This is a genomic window from Oligoflexus tunisiensis, assembly GCF_001748245.1.
In the GTDB taxonomy this organism is placed as follows: Bacteria; Bdellovibrionota_B; Oligoflexia; order Oligoflexales; family Oligoflexaceae; genus Oligoflexus; species Oligoflexus tunisiensis.
Genome location: NZ_BDFO01000001.1, coordinates 6,602,478 through 6,621,619 on the forward strand (window position 1 = coordinate 6,602,478; position 19,142 = coordinate 6,621,619).

Sequence of the window (19,142 nt, forward strand, 5' to 3'; positions counted from 1 at the left end):
GATTCAAGACGATCTTCAAGCGTGATCGCGGCTCGCCTCCTGTGTGAGATATGTTGCTAGTTGGTCGATGTCGGTCCCGAGCCAGTAGAAGGCTGCGAGCGCATATCGGAAGCAATCAAATGCGTGGTCAGCCACGCCCTGTGTTGTCTGGTAAACAGTTCGCCATTCACCGTTCACGGCCTTGTGACGAGTCTTTGGAGCAATGAGCTGGGTGAAGAAGTGACGTTTTTCGGGGTCATCCCAGAAGCAGCGGGGAAAGTGGCAGAACCCAGGTCCGTATGGGGTCGAGATTTTGTTCTCCTCGAAGAGCCTGACCTGGTTGATTGAGTGTGCGATCTGGGCAAAAACCCGAGCCTTGGTGGTGTTGGCGCCTACCGGATACACCCGCACCCCGAACTCGTTGTTCAGTGTCTGTCGGCCGATAACTGGAGTCGCGTCTCCCGGCATCCCCTTAATGCAGATAAAATTCCTATGGAACAGCGGGCCAACATAATCGTGAACAGCTTGCGTGTTCGCACCACCCGTATCGAATGCGGCAGCGGTTACGTCCAAATCAAAGCCAAGTGGATGCGGCCAGCGGCGATCAAGCTTCATCATGAGCCTGTCCCAGGTGTCCTTCTGGTTGGCGTCTCCATGGATTACACCGTAGTCCACCAGCCAGCTTTCCTGTTCGGCGCCAAAGCCTCTGATCACATAATCCAAATGCTGGGGATGCACATCAATACCAGATGTCAGCAAAAATATGCCTGGATCCAGCATTGTGCCGTCAGAGTCTTCAAGGAGCTTTTCCACTCCTTTGATGTCGATGGAATCTGCCGGATCTTCCCAGGCTTCACCCAACACATTATTGTGAAAGGCTTTGAGCTTCTGAATATCCTTCAGGGCCTCTACCCAAAGATTCCAGGCATCGTCCCAACTGAAAAATTGCGGCGCCGCATAGAGCGCGCTGAGAATGTAGCCCTTCACACGGCCGCCCGATCTATCCTCGGCAGTTGCGATCCATCGGCCGTTGCGGATCAGGAAAACTTTGTCAATGTTCCGATGGGGATGTCCGCAGCACTGCGCATGCCACTCGGTTTCGCCGCTGGCGGTCTCTGGCGGGCCTTTCATGTGGTCCCACTCGATGACGCCGAGCGTACCGCAGCCCCTGCAAGGGACATGGTACTTGAGCTGTTGGGTGTCCTCGACATCCCGCGTTATGGGGCACACGCCTTTGATGGTCGGCGTGCTCATTCGCAGGATTTTGCGGGTTTTCTGGTAGGTACTCGTGCAACCGAGAGCGATCGTTGAGGGGTCGCCTTCCCCCTGACAATCGGGGTCGTATGCACTCTGCTCGTCCAGGATCAACCGGCGTACGGATTGACTGCGCAGCTCGCTGCTGGACTTCGCCGAGGCAATATTGATGAAGCCCCCCGGGAAAGTCTTGATATCCAGGGTGTCGCGCTCTTTTTGCTTAACCTCCCCAATTTTGCCTTGCAGGTCCTTGCAGCGGCGCAGGATTGGGGAGAGCTTCTGCTTGCTGAATTTTTGCTTCGAGTCGCGGGTTGGGAATACGACCATCGCGGCCGCAGGTGATACTGTCGCCCCCCACAGCAGCCATGCGGTGGACAGGATCGTCAGACCAAGCTGCCGGCCCTTGCGAACGCGCACCTCTTCCACCCCGCTGTCGTCCTCGAGATCGCGCAGGATGTCGACCATGTACCATGTGTCGTCAAATCTGATGGGGCCCGGGCGCGGCGTATCCTCTGGCAGGATCAGATTCTTTTCACAATATTCCTTGATCCCGACGCGCAGGATCGGGCGGATGCCAGCAGCTAGATAAGAGAGGACGCCGCCGATTGTCTCACGAAGACCGAATTTTTCAATCCGCAGCGAGGACGCCGATCACGCTATCTGAAACGCGCCGGAGGGGCTCAGAAAGAGCTGCCTCGCGCAGTTGGCCTATGTCCATGGCCGCGAGATGCAGGAGGGCTTGGTAGATGTCTTCCGAGAGCTCCTTGACAAGCGCATCGGTGTCGTCGTCGCTGAGGCCCCTCGACAGGAAGCTGAACCGCATCTTTTCCGGGATTTCCTGCAGACGGTCGCGCATGTGGCGGGCGGCTTGGAACACCTCGCGCTGGGCAAGATCCAGATCAACGAGTCTGCCAGCATCTTTGAGCGCGGCGATCTGCTCGTTCATGGCTTGGTAGTATTCGTATGCCTGGCGGCTTTCTGCGATTGCGGGAAAGTTGGTGCTGGCTGGCTCTGTCGGCTTTTGAAGCGCCGGATCACGGACTTGGCTTGCGTCCCGCCCATTCTCCCATTCGAGGACAGCGCGGTAGATTTCAAAGCGCCGATGGTTTTTCATCGCGTTGAGGACGGATTTCGAAAGGCGTCCGGACGTTACGCCTTGGCTGATTGCGGAGGGTGTTACGCCGAAGATTTCGGCCAATTCAGAGGCACTTGCGGTCTTCTTCAGATGATCCTTTCTTGAAATATTCCTAAAATTGCTTCGCTCGGAAGCATTGTCAGTCAAGGCCCAGGAGGAATTTTTATTTTACTTTAGGCCATGCAATTTTGATCTAAAAAAAGAGGGCGGTTGATCGTCAACCGCAGAAGCCTTGTGGTGCCGGAAGGACCCAAAACACCACAACCCATAGTAGACAAAGGTTTGAAGCTGCTACCGCCCCAAATCCCTGTGTGACAATAGATTCATCATATGAATCGCTTGTATTTCTTGCAATGCAACATTTTAATTGATTGCGCAGCCAGTTTGTTAATAGCAGTGCTGCTTTTGAGAGTGATCTCTTCTGAACAAAGCGTGCACTCTGCATAGGGAAGGAATATGATTCTATGACTACTATCGTGATTGACTTCGTTGGAAAAATCTTCCTCTGTTCTTTGATCCCAGCGTCATTGAACATTCAATTGCTTAGAATCGTTCCAGCGCATATTGGATCAGATAACTGATGCAGACGCAAGACGTTTGTGCGATTCTTTGCAGAATACCCAAATATATTCTGGTGGATGGCGCTGCATGGCAACTACCTTTGATGAGCTCAGCAGAATGGTAACGAGTCGCGAAATGGAAGGACGAACGTTGGAATTCAAAGGCGCTCTGCCCCCTTCCAATGATAGGGAGCGAAAGGAATTTCTTAAGGACGTGTCAGCGATGGCAAATTCCATCGGTGGAAGGATCGTTTTCGGCATTGAAGAGGCCCGCGTTGCAGGCCAGAAGCTTGGCTGCGCCGACCGGATGGCTCAGTTTTCTCTGGGCGATTTGTCGAAGACAAAGGAACTTTTCCTAAACTGGCTTTCATCTGGATGCGACCCAAAGATACCTGGAATCACCATTTATGAAGTTATGAACCCGGCTGATCCGAACTCCGGATTGCTGGTTATTTCAATTCCACAAAGTTGGATTCAACCTCACATGATACGCGAGTCTGGCTTGTTTTATTTTAGGACAAGTGGCGGTTGTGAAAGGATGGACACTGCCCAACTTCGAGATTCAATCCTAACGTCCGAAGGAATTACAACAAAAGTCAAACAGTTCCATACCGACCGACTTGGCAAAGCATATGCGGGAGACATGCCGGTTTCTGCAAAAGCAGGTCCAACGCTTGTTGTTCATTGCATCCCATACGAAGCATTTTCGCGCCTACCCAGACGAATTGAGTTTCAGCAAAATTCGGACAGTTCCATTCTTCAGCCTCCAGGATTGGATAGCGGATGGAACACTCGTCGGAATTTTGATGGCTTACTGACATTTCCCGGCCATGCTCCTACAAGCACATATTTGCAGGCATTCTCAAATGGAGTTTTGGAGGGAATGTCTCAGCTGTTTTATGGGATGCGAGGTGGGGAATTGGGCGCGTATATTGTTGAAAGAACACTGGTGCGGATGTTTTCCACTGCTTTTAAATTTCTGTCATCGAAGCAGGTGGAACCTCCAATGGTTTGTATTGCTTCTCTATTGCACGTAAAAGGCTTATCAATCTCGGTTCCTACTGGTTACTGGAAACATGATCCCGTTGACCCAATCGACCGCGAAGTATTAATTCTGCCGGAATTGATTTTTGAAAAATTTGACTTGGATCTTCTTACAAGTGCGAACGGACAAGCACCAACTTGCATCAAACCAATGATCGATTCTCTCTGGCACGCCTGCGGATTTGAAGGGCGGCTTGATACCCGCTAGCCCACTCGCCTACAAATCAGTCACGGAATTCGATTTTCATATTCCTTTTGAAATCATCGAGAGGCATGACTTTGGATATATCCTGCAGTGATCCCAAGTCCAAGACGAATGGACTCCCCATTTTACGACCAGAAAAGATAAATCGAAACTCTCGTTCATCGGCATATTCGCTAGATTTGACGAATCCAATTCTGTCGCTTTGCACCATTCCATGTGCCGAGGAAAAATCTACGTAGGATACGAGACCCGCTTCTATATTTAACTTCTCACGATCCACAGCGATCAGAAGTCTTTCTTTGAATTTTTCGTGGTCGAAAATTACCCAAACGTGGTCACCGAATTTTGCTAAGGAATCTGGAACTGCAACAGAATTCTTGAAAGCTTCCAAATCAGTTTCAGGTATTTGCTTGTGGCTCCACTCTCCTGCATGTATCGTGTGCATGCAAAAGCAGGTGCAGTCCAATCCCACTGAAAATTTAACCACTCCTGTGAGCCCATTGCTGGAATCTATGACATGTACTTTATCTTTCGTGGTGATCTTCAAGGTAATTTTGTCAGATTGATAAACACCCTTCAGTCCTTCATCTCCGTCATGAAAGGCTCGCCCTTTGTTCTCTATGGAGCGGAAATAATTTAGACTGTTACAGCGAATTTTTCCATCAGCCAGCATATCCATATGCTCTTTTTTGCCTGCTTTTAGCAGACACATGATACGTGGCTCATTCTCTATCGATCCAAGTAGGTCTTTTTTAGAGTTCAATGGGAACCTCACAGTTATTCCAAATGGACATGCGATTGTTCGACAGAATTCAAACGGTCCGAAAAGTTCATCATCGCATCGTCAGTCGATCGAAACATAAGAAAACCTGAGTATATTGCTCTCTTTTTTTCAGTCGTGATGCGATCTGAAAAAAGAATTCCGGCCACATGTTCATACTTATCCAGGATTTTCTTTCTAAGAATGTCTCTGTTCTCACGAGATACGAATTGGTTATCCGGCCTAGCAAGAGGAGATTCGACGATCATAAGTCCCCGAGCGTTGTCGGACTGCAGCCTTACCTGATCAACTTTCCTTCTAACTTTTTCCGCAAGGTCTATGAAGACTTCTTCGATAGTGGTATTGTCAGGATCTCTTATAAGGAAGTAGCTTTTGTCTGCGGACGGCACTCGATGTCCGCGACGTATAGACTCGATATCCTGCTTTTTTACCATGCCGACAGTTATTCCAGCTGTTGACCATTCTTGATAAACACTGCAGAGCTTTCTTTCCTCTTCCATGTCGGATAATTCGATGATTTTAATTTCGCAGCCATCTACTGCCAAATCTACACTTTCGTCCTTTGTTACTCTTTCGATTCCGCTTATGATTTTCTTTCTGGCTTCCGCGATAAACTGGTTATTGACTTCAACCTGTCTTTCTAAATTCACCAATAACATTACGCGCTTTTCGCGTCTTTTAGCTGCTTCAAATGCAACCTTAGACGCATTGCGGACGAACTCCTCGCGGGCTTTTTCTCTGCGGAATCTTGGTACAAAGCATTCACAAACTATTGTTTGACCTTGATCGGTGAATAGGATATCGCCTTTGCGCCCGTTGTCAGTATCCGGTTCGAAAAGTAGATTTTCGACTCCCATACTTTGAAATCGCAATGCTTTGGCCAACTGAAGAAAGGCACTAGCAAAGCCTTCGGGGTCTCTTAAATTTGGAATGATGGTGGAGAATCCTGATATTGTGTGAAGTTTCTTCAAGCATCGAGCCAACTCCACGATTGAGCAGACGTTGAAATTGTTGGGAACCTCAAACCAATGAATCAAAGGGTGCACATTCGAGTGTGGCACGGGAGCCTGCCTGGGTCTCCGTATTTCTTTTTCGAACCATTCGAAAGACATCGCGCCATAAACAATTGATGCGGATTCCTCGACAATATTTGGAGATAGTTCGAGTTCGCGATTTACCTTCAATGCTTCATTTGTCCACCATTGCACCAGTTCGATGGGTGCCTTTGGTGGGCCGGACCAAGCGGAAAACTTTCGATTCTGCATATTATGCCCTATAACAGTTCGGATCTGGCTGATTTGCTTTGAAAGAAAAGCGTAGGAGCCTCACGTCAGCCATTCCAGCAGCATCTTACAATCTTTGGCGTGCCAGAGCCAGCCCGACCAACTTTCAGTTATAGATGTACCATAGGCGGAACCGGCAACATTGCAGCATGCCGATCGTCTGTCGGCAGCGCAGAAGCAATCGGATACCTCAGTTCGTCATCAAGGATAGTCAGCGGGAATTTTTCTGTTTCTAGCACAGTACGGACAGCCTTGAATCAGCATTACCTCGAACGACAACTTGCCACAGTCTTCACATTCTGTCCGCAGCTCGATCGATTTGAGCAGCATTCGTACCTGGGTTTCTGGATTCTGGATATTAGGGTTCAGCATTGATAGTTCTCCTTTGCTTGCAGCTTAGGATTGGAGCTACCCTTGGGCCAGGGACATCTTATGAGGTGGCCGGACATGGAACCAATGGCTCCAAAAGCTACCTAAAAAATGCAAGTTTTCAGAAGCTTGCTTTTCAAACCGTTCGTCGCAAGAATGTGCGGAAAAGGAACCCTGTAGAGGGAGCGTCCAATGGACTGGGCATTTGATGAAGCAAACAGAGATGCCGAAGTTGAAGCGGTTGACCTGCCCGAGTATGTAGGGCTGCGCACTGCGTTTAAGTTTGTTTGCCCGGCTGAGATTTGCAGATGCCTCTTGAATCACGCGATTCCGGAGAAACGGGTACCTTATTTCAGGACATGGCCGGGGCATAACCATCACCCAGACTGTGACATTGATGGTGCGCAAAAGCTCGTTTCCAAGGCACGGCGAGAGCGGCTTGATACTCGCGATGAGAAAAACTTCGCTGCCTGTCCAGCAAGGCTTGTCTTGAAAGTTCACCGGGAAGTAGTCGACAGCGAGGCCGCCGTATCAGGGAGTGCAGGCAGGACGAAAGCGGCAAGGGATCACCAAGGCGACGGTGAAAGCCAATCGTCTGGAAATTCCCGGCGCACAGTAGGGACAATTCGACACATTTGCCGTGCGTTTCTGAATTACCCACATAACCGTGATCAGAGCCTATCTATTCCAGGCATTGATGGCCATAGCTACCTTTCGGCCTTCAAAAAAATTCCATGGGAAGGTCTGGGACAATATCCTTCCAGGAAAATCTTCTATGCTCCCTTGCATTGGAGCAAATTCAAGGTAGATGAAAACTCGATTGAGATTTCACTCGACGCCGGATTACGGGAAAACAAAAAGCTGATCGATGGTCATAAGGTGATTGTAGATTGGAGCGATTGGAGCAAAGCGAAAAGGACGGTCCTGCAAAAGGAACTCGAAGGCCGACTGGAGGAGGCAAAGGAAGCAGCGGGTACCAAGAAAAAAGCGTGGCTCTTCTTTATCGGTGAGCAGGACTCAGCAGACAGACGGTACTTTCGGGTAGATGATTCCCGGTTAATTTGTTGCTTTGTGGACGAATTGATCTGGGTCTCCTACTGAAGCACTGTAGATAAGCTGGCCTTCGGCGGTACCCTTTGGTTGCGCGCCGATGACATACAAGCTTGAAAGCAGGTTAAGACCTGCCCCGGACAATTTTTCGGGTCTACATGAGTTGGCCATCGAAGTATGCTTTCGGTGCGCTGATACCAAAAGCGTACCGATGACACGGCATCCTTTTACCTAATGACTCGGCAGAGGCTGGTAGCGGTAAGCTGGTTACACGCCTTGCCAGTTCTGATTGGTCTTTCCGTCGGCTGCTGCTCAACGTACATCGGCTTACGAGATCATACTGCCCTGGGAATTAACATAAGCAGCCGTTTCATCCCGCCAAAGTACCCAAACACAGGGCAATATTTATACTTCGGGATTGCCTTATAGTAGTCGGCCTCCCCGCTTAATCCTCAGATATTGCCAAAGCCATGATACCAAATCATCGAAATCATGAAGTTGAAGGTCAATAGGTTGTCGTCTTGCTAACGACCATGCGTCTTTAGTATAGTAAGTGGTGGTGACCATCAGCACCTTGTTTGCCTGCTCATCAGCCTTGGTACCAAGAAGTTCCCTTACGACCCCAATTCTAATCGGATTACCTGGATTAGGGCGCTTGCATTGTATAAGGTACTTCTGCTTGATAATCTCACCATGAGATACTGCAATAATGTCTTTGCCGCCATCACGAGACTGTTTTGTTAGCTCGACCTTGTACCCAAATCCATAAAATAGCTCGGCCACTAGTTCCTCAAAATGGCGCCTGTCCATAGTTTTAAGCTTGTCAGGATTGTGAGCAAACATTTCAATGATTTTCAAAGTCACACGGTGGCTAACAACGTAAATATTATCAGCCTGCTTATCCAAAAGTGAGCTTGGAGGTTCAGGTGTATCAAGGTTTAAACTAAATTTTGATCCATAAGGGCATTGTTCGCTATGGAACTCACCCGGCGGAGTTCTGAAGTGTGGTCTGACCATCCTAGATGATGACCCTACAAGTATCAGATTCGCCCTACATATTATACACTCGTACGAACCTGAGATATTTGCGTCAGATGCCTTCAAATGTATATTTGCGTCAGATGCCGTCAAACGTATATTTTTGTCAGACGAAAAAGCGAAATCCATACCCCCCTCTCCTCCCGAAATTTGATCTTAAAATTCAAAAGGATCCGAGCCTAGTTCAAGCACTGTCACGGGCTATTATACAGCATAGGTAGCTGACATCATAGATTTTTTCTGATCTTTTGTTAACTGTATAGGCTCGATTCCACCAGCTAACTTCCTAATATAGGTGCAGGCTTGAATACGAGCCCTAGCGTGGCGGGTTTCAAGCCCCGGCAAATCCGTTACTAGCACCGTGCGCTTCACGGAAGCGGTGAGGACTGACCTCTCAAAATGAGCAGCCATTTGAAAATTAAGGGAGCGTTACGGGTTACTTCCCGGCAGTCGCCAGCCAGGGAGCATGAAGCCTCAGCGAATTGTCCAGAAATCGCCGGATAGCTTCGGATCCTCGATAAACCGGTATGGAAGATAGCCGTACCCTTCCTCGCCCCAGTCCTCGCCCCAACTGTTGCGGATGATCAGAGCCTGCTTCGCATCGTCATATCCAACGACGAGCACCGCATGACCACCTTCGCGCTTTTCGCCAGCTTTGGGCACTGGAATATGGCCAGTCTTCTTCACGCTCCGTCCATACATCGACGAATAGACAGAAAATCCAAGGACAATCGGATAGCCTTCATTGATTACTTCCCGGAACTGATTGAGGTCGCGACCAAGCCGCTGATACGATTTGATCCGCTCTTTCGCAGCTATCGCGATAACGTCATCTGAAGGCCTGACTGCGAATTTATCGATGTCATAGGGCCACTTGTCTTCAGGTGGATACCCCCAGGTGACGATGGCCTTGACGGTGTTGCGGATGGTCGCGCCAACATCGGTCTTTTGAGTCCCCTCAAGCGATCTGGTCGCATAGTAGATGAAAAGCCTTGCGGGCACGACCACAGGCATATCACGGTCGTACACATCGAGGAACATCGCTGCCGCGCCAGCAGCTTGCGCCGTGCAGGAGCCGAGATCGCCCTGTTCCCAGGCGCGGAAAAAGCGATTTCTGTGGTCAACTATTTCAGGGAAACTCTCTGCAGTTTTTTTGGAGGTAAAGCGGTGATCGCGTTCATCAGGAGTGTCAGGTAACCAGCCGAGCTTTCTTTTTTCGGTCATCAAATTCCTTTAAAAGCCCATTATCGGGCTTTTGGAGGATAACCCGCGCTGACCGTAAAAGCGAAGAACCATGATGTTTACAAAGCAGTGAACAATATCCTTTGTGTTTTTGAGTTGACGTGAACATCAAGCTTTGGAATGCCTCGCACGCCTGCGACGGCACAACGGCATGGCCCAGAGCTTTGATGCGATCCGCCTTGTGGGCACACCCATGAGCTACTCGACAAATTCTGGGTTCAGCGGTTCACCAAATAGGCTCGAAAGAAAGACTGTTCGTCTTTGCGCTCGAGACTCCGAACACAAAATCGAGGTCTTCGCCAAGCATAAGGGTTGGTGGCACGAGAATGCCTAGAATACTTATCCAGGGGTTGATAATCAGGGGTGTGAGAAAAAATTCGGAGGTATCCATGGATCACGTAGAAGTAAACCTATATCTTTATCGAAGCTGGGCAGAAGCACTTGCCAGAATTGTTCGAAGAGTAAGCCCAACACATGCAGAATCACTTGCCCAGGATCCTGATGAACACACATGTTTGAAGGGCGCATTTCTAGAAATTAGTGAAGCATTGCAAGAAGTTGGTATTTAAACTGAGGTTAATGCCAAGTAATAGTCCTAAATTTTTCAGAAAGCGAAACGCACGACTCGCACGGAGCTTTCTGCTTTTATGTATCTGTAATTGTGATGAAATTACTGACAAGAAAAATTAACTGAAACTAGGCAAAGTTCGACCCGAATTTATTACATTATCGGCCAGAGATCATTTATATCTCGCCGTCTGGACCCTGCTGACCATGATCTAGAGTTGGACCATGCTCACAGGGGATAACATGAGAACCTTCTGCTTCCTTTCTTTTCTAGCCCTCTCAATTTCCAGCTGCGGTTCTAACAATGGCAGTTCTAATTCTGGCGCAGTGCAAGGGGCAAGTGGCATATATGCCTTCCCCTTCTCCGGTCTCGTTGATTTCGGAACTCCAATAAAGCGAAACATAATCGATTTTGAATTCGAAATAGAAGACATTGTAGCCGTTAACAATAAAGAAGAAGTGAAGGCAATTCTTACTCCAAATTTGAAGAGAAGACATAATCTTCATGATCATCTTAGCGACCAGGATGCCATAGAAAAAGTCTGGATTCCCAGCGGAAGCTACGAATACCTGGAAATTAGGCTCAAAAAATGGCCGGTAGCGATACTGGAAATGGACGGCGGCGAACAAATTCGAGTAATCAGCAAAAGCATAAGGCGCGTACTTGATCGAAGCAGCTTTACTTCCAGAGGGGAATTCTTTAGCATTCAGCTTTACACGGACCAGCCATTTCCCTTGACCACTGAGAACGGGAAGAACATTTTTGCTCGCACAAAGAAAAACGATTCCAGCGGAATCACTCTTGCATCGTCACAGCTTTCGCAATGTAACTATTTTGCAGCTATCCCGAGTAAAGGGACATTTTCCAGCTTTGATGAGGCACTCTCTAATGCCAGTCCTCGCGATATCATTCTTCTAGGGCACCAAGCTCATGGGGCGCGCTTACATATTTCTCAAGCTAATGATGTTGCAATCACCACTGATTGTGACGTGACAGTGGATTCCATCCACTTACAGAAGAGCAAAAACTTAGTTTTCTCGAAACTCGCGGTCATGCCATCTTTGCCAGATTATCATGCGGTTATGCTGCAAGGCTCTCAGTCTCTAAATGACAACATCATCATTAGCGACCTCAAGGTATACGGAGAAAAAGGAGGAGTGGACGGAATCCACGTTGGCCCACACAATAAGAATGTGAAAATTATTTCGTCCACTATCACAGGATTCTCCGGGAGTGGGATAGATATCCATAAACTGAATGAAAATATCGAGATTATTGGCAATAAGATTTGGGAAAATAGTGCATACGGCCTTGCTGTTGACAAGGGTGTAGGATCGAACGTTCTGATCTCAAACAATCGCATCGAGAGAAACGGAATCACCGGGGTCTCTCTAAGTGAAGATCTAAGAGTTGTAGTAGAATTCAACACGATCGTTGACAACGGGCAGTCTGGAAGCGGATACGGAGTTTATGTGGTTGGGCACAAACCTGAAGAAGTAATTGCCGATGAATATTTTTTATCCAGTAATACGATCATCGGAAACAGAGGAACTGCCGTTTCAGGAAAAAGCACAGCTAACCTTGGAAACTATGATCTCTTCATGACAATAAACGACAAAAATAATATTGTCGAATCAGAAGCGATACCCCAAACGATTGATTCCGATATGCTTGGGCAGCAAGAGAAATTCTTGTTCTCTGATGACAACGTGAGGATCACTCTGCCCTTGTCCGCATCGAGCAACGCTGCAGACATCTCCGTAAGGTCTTTGGCAACTCAGGAAATATCCGGAGTTGATGCTGACACGCTTATTCCTGGCATGGCATACGAATTTGGTCCCAGTGGAAAGACTTTTGAAACCCCCGTGGAAGTCATGTTTGAATATGACGATGAGATTTTGGCATCACTTGGGATCTCTGACCCGTCAAAGGTTTATTTGAAAGAATTTGACCCGAACTCCAATACCTGGAAGTTGACGAGCACCATCCACGATGAAGAGGCAAAGGTTATTATTGGCTATATCTTCCATTTCTCCACATATGCGTATGGGTTCAGCGACCCAAGGTGGCCTGCACATGACCCGAGCACAGTACCACGACAACCCCTGAGATTTCCCGTAAATGATGCACGTCCAAAAATACTGGAAGATCGCTATGAAGGGAGCGCTGCCGATCGTATAGCCATGGACTATCCCTGGGCACAGGCCCCAAATGGATGCAGCGTGGTGGGATCGGCAGTTCCTCAGATGTTTCCGGATTTTGCGGAAGTCTGCAATCGACATGATCGATGCTATTACACATTCAGAACTCAATCATGGAGCGTTGAAGCGTTATCCCGCGATGCTTGGAACAGCTGCAACCAAAACTATACAGCAGATTTGTTGAAAACTTGTAACCCATTCTATACTAGAAAGAAAATTAAGGTCAAAACGGTAAGAGACGTCCTTGGGACGATCGTCGAAGTCTTCAAGACCGTGCTTGTAAAAAATGCCACGTCAATAGCTTGCGTTTACTCAGCGAGAACATTAGCCACAGCGGTAAATTCAGGAGCAGTTGGTCCCCTCTGCCCAGACGGGGGCTGTTATGTAGCGGCACAAAAGAAGCAACTCTTCTATCAGCAATGGCTCGAGAAGGTTGTCCGCCAGCCCCATTGTATGGTTACTGGCAAACCCGATCAACTGACATTGACAATTGACTCGTGGGACCAGCCGGAGTTTCACGACGTAGATCCATATTTCAAACTCGAAGACGGCTTAAACTCCCCGGGAGTCGCATTTGCTCAAGTGTCTTATAATCAATGGCAAGGAACAATAGATAGATTGGGGGAATTCAATTTTAAAGTCAGAAACTTGTTTACGGACGAAACTTCGGTATGTGGTGTAGTCATCTCCGAATTGCCCCCAGAACTCCTGCCGTTCGGATATATCGATGTTATCTCCGCAATAGGCGGTTGTCCTCCTGAATATGAACAATTATCAGGCGATCTAAACGAAGGGGCCGGAGGCGACTACATTTATTTCTGTGGCAAGTCTGACAAGAGCGTTAAAATGGTTACTGATGTTCAAATAGTTGGTGGTCCAGCCGGCGCTGATTGTCCTAACGGATACACAAAGGACCACCTCGACCTGAATAACGGTGCCGGAGGCTGGTATATCTTTCTTTGCAAGAATATAGATTCAGTTCTGGACGGAACGATAAAACCCTTAACAAGCCTATACACTTATGCAAGCCGCGATTTTGGTAACCAGTGCGCAGATGACCATCAGTGGATCGATTTTGATCTCAATGTTGGTGCGGGAGGCAGGTATATCTACTTGTGCAAAAAGTAGAAAGGAATGAAATTCATTGACTAGCACAATCGGCGTATCGGAGTTAAGATTTTTGTCAAAAAGGCCGATCATTAGTCTTGGATTTGAAGAGGAGTTGCAATGGCATTATTTAATTACGATATAGCAGGCCCCTCCCTCATATGCCTAATGCTGTGCGCATGCGGAGAAGATGAGACCAAGCAGTCCCTTCAAGAGCGATTCGAAGCGGTTTATGGCTACACTGATTGCCAAGGCGCAACTATTGGCACTGCACTGACTCAACAAACCTGGACCACAGTATTTCACACGTATGCTGCAGGCTACCTTCGCCAAACAGAAACAACTTTCTTGGACGAGGAGTGCAAGTCCTCATACACTTCTCTAAATCGCTGGGCGACATACAGCATTCTGAGCTCTTCAAATGAAGGGACAGGAGAGATACACTTGGAGATCAAGACCCGAAGAGTGCTTTCATACACGAACGAGAATGCTCCTCCAGAACTGCCTGGCGTAAGTGACATCAACTGCAATGTTGAGATGGGAGACGATATTCGCAAAGAGGAATGCAAGACCTACTTTGACGCTAGCAGTTTTGTAAGTCGATATGTCACTTTAAGCCTTGTTGCAGGGGGTCTTCAGCCATTCAAAGATATTGACTCGGCAGGCACCACTGAGGAGACACGAAGCACAGAGCTGGCTCCATACATCTTAAGCGTTCTTGATCCGATTGACAAATAACAGCGCCCATCTTGCGCCGGCACAGCGCCATTGCCCTTCCATGCGGCTTTTTCCGTCGTGCCTTTGCCAGCAAATGGGTCAAGAGACCAACGGCTGGGTCATCCAGGATGCAAAGTCCCTGCGGTTGAGCATGTTGGCCATCCTGGTGGGAACAGATGCTTTGCGGTAGGGTCCGGGCTTGAGAGATGATGGTCCATGCGGCATCGCCCTTGACCGCTGAGTCGGCGGGATATCGCTCGATTTTACAGTAGGCGACGGTCTAACCCATGGGACAAGGGCAAGTGAGAGGCCTCCATACCCGGAAAAAAGATCCAGGCCACTAAGCAAGCGCTCCCGCTCCGATTACACAGCAGGTTATTGTTCTAATACATTCTCCTTTTTCATGTTGCCGATTTGCTTCTTTGCAGCAGGGGGGAAAGCCGCGTTTGCCTTGAATTGGATGACCTTTGCAAGCTGCGCGGATTCAGATCTTATTTCAGCATCCAGAAGTTCCAGATCTTCATCAATTCCCCCAAGAGCGATCAGCATTTCAAATTCGATTCGGTTAAGCGCTCGTTTCAGCAGCCAGTGCCGCCGTTGCAACGCCGGATTGTTTGGCTCAATTTTTTTAGCTGTTTCGAGTGCGAGTGACATTCTGGTAATCGCTCCCTCGATCGTAGCCAAAGTCTCGCTCCTGACTTGTACCTCTGTCTTGAATTTGTGCATCATGGTCCTGCTCTTGGAAGTGTTAGGCAAGCAATTAAAAGACGACAGTCCTAATCTATTATTGCGATTTGTTGAGGAACATTTTCCAATTTTTTATGAGCCTCTGCTCACTCAGAGCGGCTTATATTACCGCCCTGAGCTCACCCTTGGTTTTCAAATTCCCGTTCAAAATTGCGGTCCACAGATCTGGACACCTGGTCAGAGAAATTCCAGATCGGTTTCGTGTGTTTCTCATCCTTCAGCAGGTATAACACCCGCAGCTTTCCCTTGCCGGCGCGCTGGAACAGTCCGACCAGCGGGAACGGTTTATATTTTCCATCAGTCGAAAAATCTGCCTTGAAAACATCGGGACGGCTGCGGAGCGCCCTTGGCAGCATCATGCGTGGAATCGGCGAGGATTTCGACGGGCGAGCGGAGGATGGGATAGCAACATGACCGTCAGGTTCCCAGGTCTCGCCCTCCTCCTGCTTCGCCATATATGGGTCAACGTCATACACCCTCGCGGTCAGAGTCGACCGATTGGCGGAATCCGCCCGGATCCCTTTTTGAACCCAGGAATTTCGGAGCGTAAATCGCGTGGGCATATCCTGACGGATATCGTCGGCGGCCTGACGCGCAGTCGCGGTTAATGCTTTGGCGACCTGCGCCCTCTCAATCTGGATCCGATCGGCGGCCCATTGCTCATCGATGTCGACGACGATACTTAGCATAGGCGCTCGATCTGCTCTTCGATCAGCAGCGCGCCGAGACGCGCAGCCTGGTCGGTGGCGGAGAGTGCCTGGAGTAGGCATGTCAGAGAAAAGCGGTTTGGCAACCGCTTGCCTTGTTCAATCAGACAAAGGTGTCCGGGCGAATACCCGGCAAGCCGCGCAGTGGTCCTGATCGAATACCCTTTTTGCTCTCGCAGACGTTTCAAATTTTCCCCCACCCGCCCCGCGATCAGCGAAGCACCACATGCATTTTTGAGATCAGGAGCATCACCAGCCCCATAGCTGCCGCCATTGCGATAGCCAGTGAAACCATGCTGCCGACAGTCAGTCGGCGTCCGCGAGACGTGAAAATGGGCTCGGGTTCCGGATTGATGAGGATGTTGGCCAAAAGCCGGTTTCTAAGATCGGTTCGCATTCGCTTCCTCGATTACTGTTGAATTTTCATATCTTCCATCATTCAGGGGTGGGAGCGATCCCCCACCCTATCTTATCAGGACGCCGCGCAGGTCAGATATACACGGTTGTCCCAGCTGTTCCTGGCTTTTGGATAATCTCTTCGGGTGCGAAGGAATTCGTGCCGCATCCGGCAGTATGCGGAGACGAACCGAAGCTGATCTTTCTTTTGCAGCCTTTGCAACGCCGATTTGGTAATGGGACCAACAATGCCATCTTTTTTCACGTTGAATCCAATAAGGTTCAGAGCTTCCTGAACGATGAGCGGGTTGTCACGAGGGTGATGAATCGCACCATCAAAGACGACCAGACGCGCTTTCTCCGGATAGCTTGGAAGGTCGGCAGGCAGCCAGTATTCATCCCAATAGATTTCCTTCGCTTCGTCCCGAGTCAGATCCTTGATGCGTCCCTTAAGTTCGGGATGAGCCCTGACGCTGATCCCCATATTGGTCTCGCCGCCCTTATCCCAAGGGATGTTGGCATATCCACCTTCGATGTTGTCGATGATGAAGTCAATTATTTCGTCGAATGTCTTCATGCGTGTGTCCCCTTGTCAAGAAGGAGCCCCGAAGGGCTCCCTTGGTGTGTTTTCAAGCTGCCGCTGGCTGGTCCTCGAGGTAGTCTGCAACCTTGTCGGTTACAAAGCGGATCAGAGCAATGGCCTCTGAACCTGAGAGATCCTGCACCTCGGCTGGTACATTGCCGGCTCCGCTCACAGCTTCCAAAAATGTCTTCTGGAAATCCGATGTGAGTGCAAGCGATGCCAGATCCGAAAGCTGAAAGCCATCCCCAAGCTGACGCTTCAGGGCTTTTGCAATTGCTAAACCGAGGTTAACGAAATCCAGCGTATCCTTAATGCCTGTTTTTTCTGTCACAAATTCTCCGAAAGTTGTTCATGTTCATCAGTGATTCTCAGGGGGCGCCTTCAAGCGCAAACGTCGGGTTTGGCAGGCTCCTTTCGTTTCTGCGTTGGATCTCCTGGTTTATGGCCCGGACATCAGATCGAATTTTCTTAAGGAAGTCGTTCGCCGAACTCGTGAACGATTTCTTGCTGTCAGTCAATTCCGCTTCGGTGGCGATACGCTGCGAGAGCATCCTATGCAGGTCTTCGGTCTCAAGACCGTCCAGCTGCTCTATGCTCAGGTTTTCGTGGTCTTCAGCAGCATCTTCAATTTGGTCAAATGTCATCATTCCTTTTTCCTCTTGCTTCGTGGATATATGATTCGAGTTTTGCCAGGCTGGCTTTCAGATCCTGAACCTCGCCTTTGTAGGTAAGATCATAGAGCGTTTCGAGCCTCATGAGCCTGGTGGAAAGCGATTCGACCTGATCTTTGACCTTGTCGAAGCTCTCTCGGAGACTCTTCAAAGAACCGATGAGAAGCACGGTCAGCGGGATACCGCCCGAGGCTCCGGCGGCAAGTGACTGCAATAAGTCAGGATTCAGGTCCAGTCTTCAGACCTCACGATCGATTGCAGAGAGGCGAGCGACCTGCGCTTCAAGTTCAGCGATTTTGCGGTCCTTCATTTCGATTTGTGGGCGCAACCTGGCAAGTTCATGTGCATCATCCCAAAGCTGATTGTAGGCAGCCCAGCACTCGGGTGTGTCCATGACCTTGACAAGTTTGATTAGCCCCGCTTTGGGAACAAAAAGTTCGCCCGTGGCAGTTTTTTTCACGTTCATTCTCCAGGTTTTGAGTTGGTTTCGTATGACCTTGGCTGACACTCCGAGCTGTCGCGCCGAAGAAAATAGTTCGATCTCTGCTGCATCGCTACTCCGGATGTGATCAATTAGCCTCATTAAAAACCCTCTCGACATGGAACATGTCATTGAGAAAAGTCATTGGATTCGATTTATTCAAAGCGAACAGGCTCCCTTCGTCTGGCATGAGCGTGTTTTGGTACGCAAGTACCCCTGCTTGCATGATCACTGCGCTGTGGCGAAGAGTTTCATTTGTAACGTCGCTCGCAGTGGACTCATCAAGAAGCATTTTTGCTGTACCGGCAAGCGACCGTGTTCCGTGCTGCATTCTGAAATGCTTGCGCTCGTGTGGATTCATCTCGTTAATAGACTTTTTAGTCCGTTCGATTGTAACCACGGGGTTTTTGAATATGTCGGTAGTTTCGTGGCGGTGGAACTTGATCTCAAACCTTGGCTTCTTGCGATTCTCCCCCAGCGACAAGGCATGGGTTGCCGCCTCAAGTCGCGCTCGAAGCTCACTCATTTCCACTTCCAGTTGCACAGCACGTTGGACTGCCTCATCTCGCGAAACTTCCGCGTTCGCCAGCTGTAATTCCAGCTCGGTCAATCGCGCCGAGTTATTCCAAAGCTGGTAATAGATCGCCCAGGATTCGGGTGTGTTTATGAGCTTTAGAAGCTGCTGAACGCTGGACTTTGGAACAAACGCGGCACGTTTTGCATGAATAAGAACCACGCCCGCGTCTTTCAAACCGCGCAATGAGTGCTGTCCCAGAGGGGCTGTAGTTATGGCATGTCTATAAATGTGCTTCCAGACGTTTCGTTCGCTGATATTCACCATGTCAGCCACCTGACCCACAGTGAGACCTTCAGTCTTGCCGCTTCTGATCACATTGATGATCGATCGTTGGCCTTGAACGAATAGCTCCTGCGGGATGACCTTGATATCAACCAGCTCGCCAGGTTCGCCTGAGGACTGTTGCGCTGGGGGGACGAGTGCAGAATTAGTCATTGCTTCTCTCCT

The 19,142-nt window shown here is 49.1% G+C and carries 20 protein-coding genes; 5 read left to right on the forward strand and 15 right to left on the reverse strand.

What is annotated here, in order from left to right; all coding sequences use genetic code 11:
- Window positions 1-15: 15 nt before the first annotated feature.
- Together OLTU_RS27355 and OLTU_RS27360 are read right to left on the reverse strand one after the other, a co-directional pair.
- On the reverse strand, window positions 16-1,872 hold the full coding sequence (locus tag OLTU_RS27355) for a terminase gpA endonuclease subunit (RefSeq protein ID WP_369696395.1): 1,857 nt from the start codon (window positions 1,870-1,872) through the stop codon (window positions 16-18).
- A complete protein-coding gene (locus OLTU_RS27360) occupies window positions 1,862-2,515 on the reverse strand; it encodes a hypothetical protein (RefSeq protein WP_141735902.1) in 654 nt (217 codons plus the stop codon). Before OLTU_RS27360 ends, OLTU_RS27355 begins: the two co-directional genes overlap by 11 nt.
- A gap of 501 nt (window positions 2,516-3,016) precedes the next feature.
- Here OLTU_RS27360 and OLTU_RS27365 point away from each other — a divergent pair.
- On the forward strand, window positions 3,017-4,180 hold the full coding sequence (locus tag OLTU_RS27365) for an AlbA family DNA-binding domain-containing protein (RefSeq protein ID WP_141735903.1): 1,164 nt from the start codon (window positions 3,017-3,019) through the stop codon (window positions 4,178-4,180).
- A 16-nt stretch (window positions 4,181-4,196) separates the two neighbouring features.
- Here the strand turns inward: OLTU_RS27365 and OLTU_RS27370 are convergent, their stop codons facing one another.
- Together OLTU_RS27370 and OLTU_RS27375 are read right to left on the reverse strand one after the other, a co-directional pair.
- On the reverse strand, window positions 4,197-4,889 hold the full coding sequence (locus OLTU_RS27370) for a hypothetical protein (RefSeq protein WP_218110308.1): 693 nt from the start codon (window positions 4,887-4,889) through the stop codon (window positions 4,197-4,199).
- Window positions 4,890-4,954: 65 nt separating this feature from the next.
- A complete protein-coding gene (locus tag OLTU_RS27375; protein WP_141735905.1) occupies window positions 4,955-6,223 on the reverse strand; it encodes a hypothetical protein in 1,269 nt (422 codons plus the stop codon).
- Window positions 6,224-6,802: 579 nt separating this feature from the next.
- Between OLTU_RS27375 and OLTU_RS32510 the strand changes: the two genes are divergently transcribed.
- The gene (locus OLTU_RS32510) at window positions 6,803-7,711 is read left to right on the forward strand and encodes a hypothetical protein (protein ID WP_218110309.1); all 909 of its coding nucleotides are present in this window, start codon (window positions 6,803-6,805) and stop codon (window positions 7,709-7,711) included.
- A gap of 372 nt (window positions 7,712-8,083) precedes the next feature.
- Here the strand turns inward: OLTU_RS32510 and OLTU_RS27385 are convergent, their stop codons facing one another.
- Window positions 8,084-8,827, reverse strand: a complete 744-nt coding sequence (locus tag OLTU_RS27385; protein WP_141735906.1) for a restriction endonuclease — start codon at window positions 8,825-8,827, stop codon at window positions 8,084-8,086.
- Window positions 8,828-9,172: 345 nt separating this feature from the next.
- Entirely contained in the window at window positions 9,173-9,922 is a 750-nt protein-coding gene (locus tag OLTU_RS27390) for a C1 family peptidase (RefSeq protein WP_141735907.1), read from the reverse strand.
- Window positions 9,923-10,329: 407 nt separating this feature from the next.
- Between OLTU_RS27390 and OLTU_RS27395 the strand changes: the two genes are divergently transcribed.
- The 3 genes from OLTU_RS27395 to OLTU_RS27405 all read left to right on the forward strand — a co-directional run bounded on the left by OLTU_RS27395 (window position 10,330) and on the right by OLTU_RS27405 (window position 14,554).
- Window positions 10,330-10,509: a hypothetical protein gene (locus OLTU_RS27395; protein WP_141735908.1), complete on the forward strand. Its 180-nt coding sequence runs from the start codon at window positions 10,330-10,332 to the stop codon at window positions 10,507-10,509.
- 241 nt (window positions 10,510-10,750) lie between these two features.
- Complete coding sequence (locus tag OLTU_RS27400) at window positions 10,751-13,837, forward strand: right-handed parallel beta-helix repeat-containing protein (protein ID WP_176737014.1); 3,087 nt, start codon at window positions 10,751-10,753, stop codon at window positions 13,835-13,837.
- A gap of 99 nt (window positions 13,838-13,936) precedes the next feature.
- Window positions 13,937-14,554, forward strand: a complete 618-nt coding sequence (locus tag OLTU_RS27405) for a hypothetical protein (protein WP_141735910.1) — start codon at window positions 13,937-13,939, stop codon at window positions 14,552-14,554.
- Between the two features lie 354 nt (window positions 14,555-14,908).
- Here the strand turns inward: OLTU_RS27405 and OLTU_RS27410 are convergent, their stop codons facing one another.
- The 9 genes from OLTU_RS27410 to OLTU_RS27450 all read right to left on the reverse strand — a co-directional run bounded on the left by OLTU_RS27410 (window position 14,909) and on the right by OLTU_RS27450 (window position 19,130).
- The gene (locus OLTU_RS27410) at window positions 14,909-15,217 is read right to left on the reverse strand and encodes a hypothetical protein (RefSeq protein WP_218110310.1); all 309 of its coding nucleotides are present in this window, start codon (window positions 15,215-15,217) and stop codon (window positions 14,909-14,911) included.
- A 182-nt stretch (window positions 15,218-15,399) separates the two neighbouring features.
- Entirely contained in the window at window positions 15,400-15,735 is a 336-nt protein-coding gene (locus tag OLTU_RS32135; RefSeq protein WP_176737015.1) for a hypothetical protein, read from the reverse strand.
- 227 nt (window positions 15,736-15,962) lie between these two features.
- Window positions 15,963-16,175 carry a helix-turn-helix domain-containing protein gene (locus OLTU_RS27420; RefSeq protein ID WP_176737016.1) on the reverse strand — a complete coding sequence of 71 codons (213 nt, stop codon included), beginning with the start codon at window positions 16,173-16,175 and terminating at the stop codon, window positions 15,963-15,965.
- A gap of 23 nt (window positions 16,176-16,198) precedes the next feature.
- On the reverse strand, window positions 16,199-16,384 hold the full coding sequence (locus OLTU_RS27425; protein WP_141735914.1) for a hypothetical protein: 186 nt from the start codon (window positions 16,382-16,384) through the stop codon (window positions 16,199-16,201).
- 75 nt (window positions 16,385-16,459) lie between these two features.
- Window positions 16,460-16,960 carry a glycosyl hydrolase 108 family protein gene (locus tag OLTU_RS27430; RefSeq protein WP_141735915.1) on the reverse strand — a complete coding sequence of 167 codons (501 nt, stop codon included), beginning with the start codon at window positions 16,958-16,960 and terminating at the stop codon, window positions 16,460-16,462.
- Window positions 16,961-17,012: 52 nt separating this feature from the next.
- Window positions 17,013-17,297, reverse strand: coding sequence for a hypothetical protein (locus tag OLTU_RS27435; RefSeq protein ID WP_141735916.1), 285 nt, complete (start codon window positions 17,295-17,297; stop codon window positions 17,013-17,015).
- Between the two features lie 37 nt (window positions 17,298-17,334).
- Window positions 17,335-17,613: a hypothetical protein gene (locus tag OLTU_RS27440; protein WP_141735917.1), complete on the reverse strand. Its 279-nt coding sequence runs from the start codon at window positions 17,611-17,613 to the stop codon at window positions 17,335-17,337.
- A 262-nt stretch (window positions 17,614-17,875) separates the two neighbouring features.
- Window positions 17,876-18,238 (reverse strand): hypothetical protein, encoded by a 363-nt coding sequence (locus OLTU_RS32515; RefSeq protein ID WP_218110311.1) that lies wholly within the window; start codon window positions 18,236-18,238, stop codon window positions 17,876-17,878.
- Window positions 18,207-19,130 (reverse strand): hypothetical protein, encoded by a 924-nt coding sequence (locus OLTU_RS27450; RefSeq protein ID WP_141735919.1) that lies wholly within the window; start codon window positions 19,128-19,130, stop codon window positions 18,207-18,209. Before OLTU_RS27450 ends, OLTU_RS32515 begins: the two co-directional genes overlap by 32 nt.
- Between the last annotated feature and the right edge of the window lie 12 nt (window positions 19,131-19,142).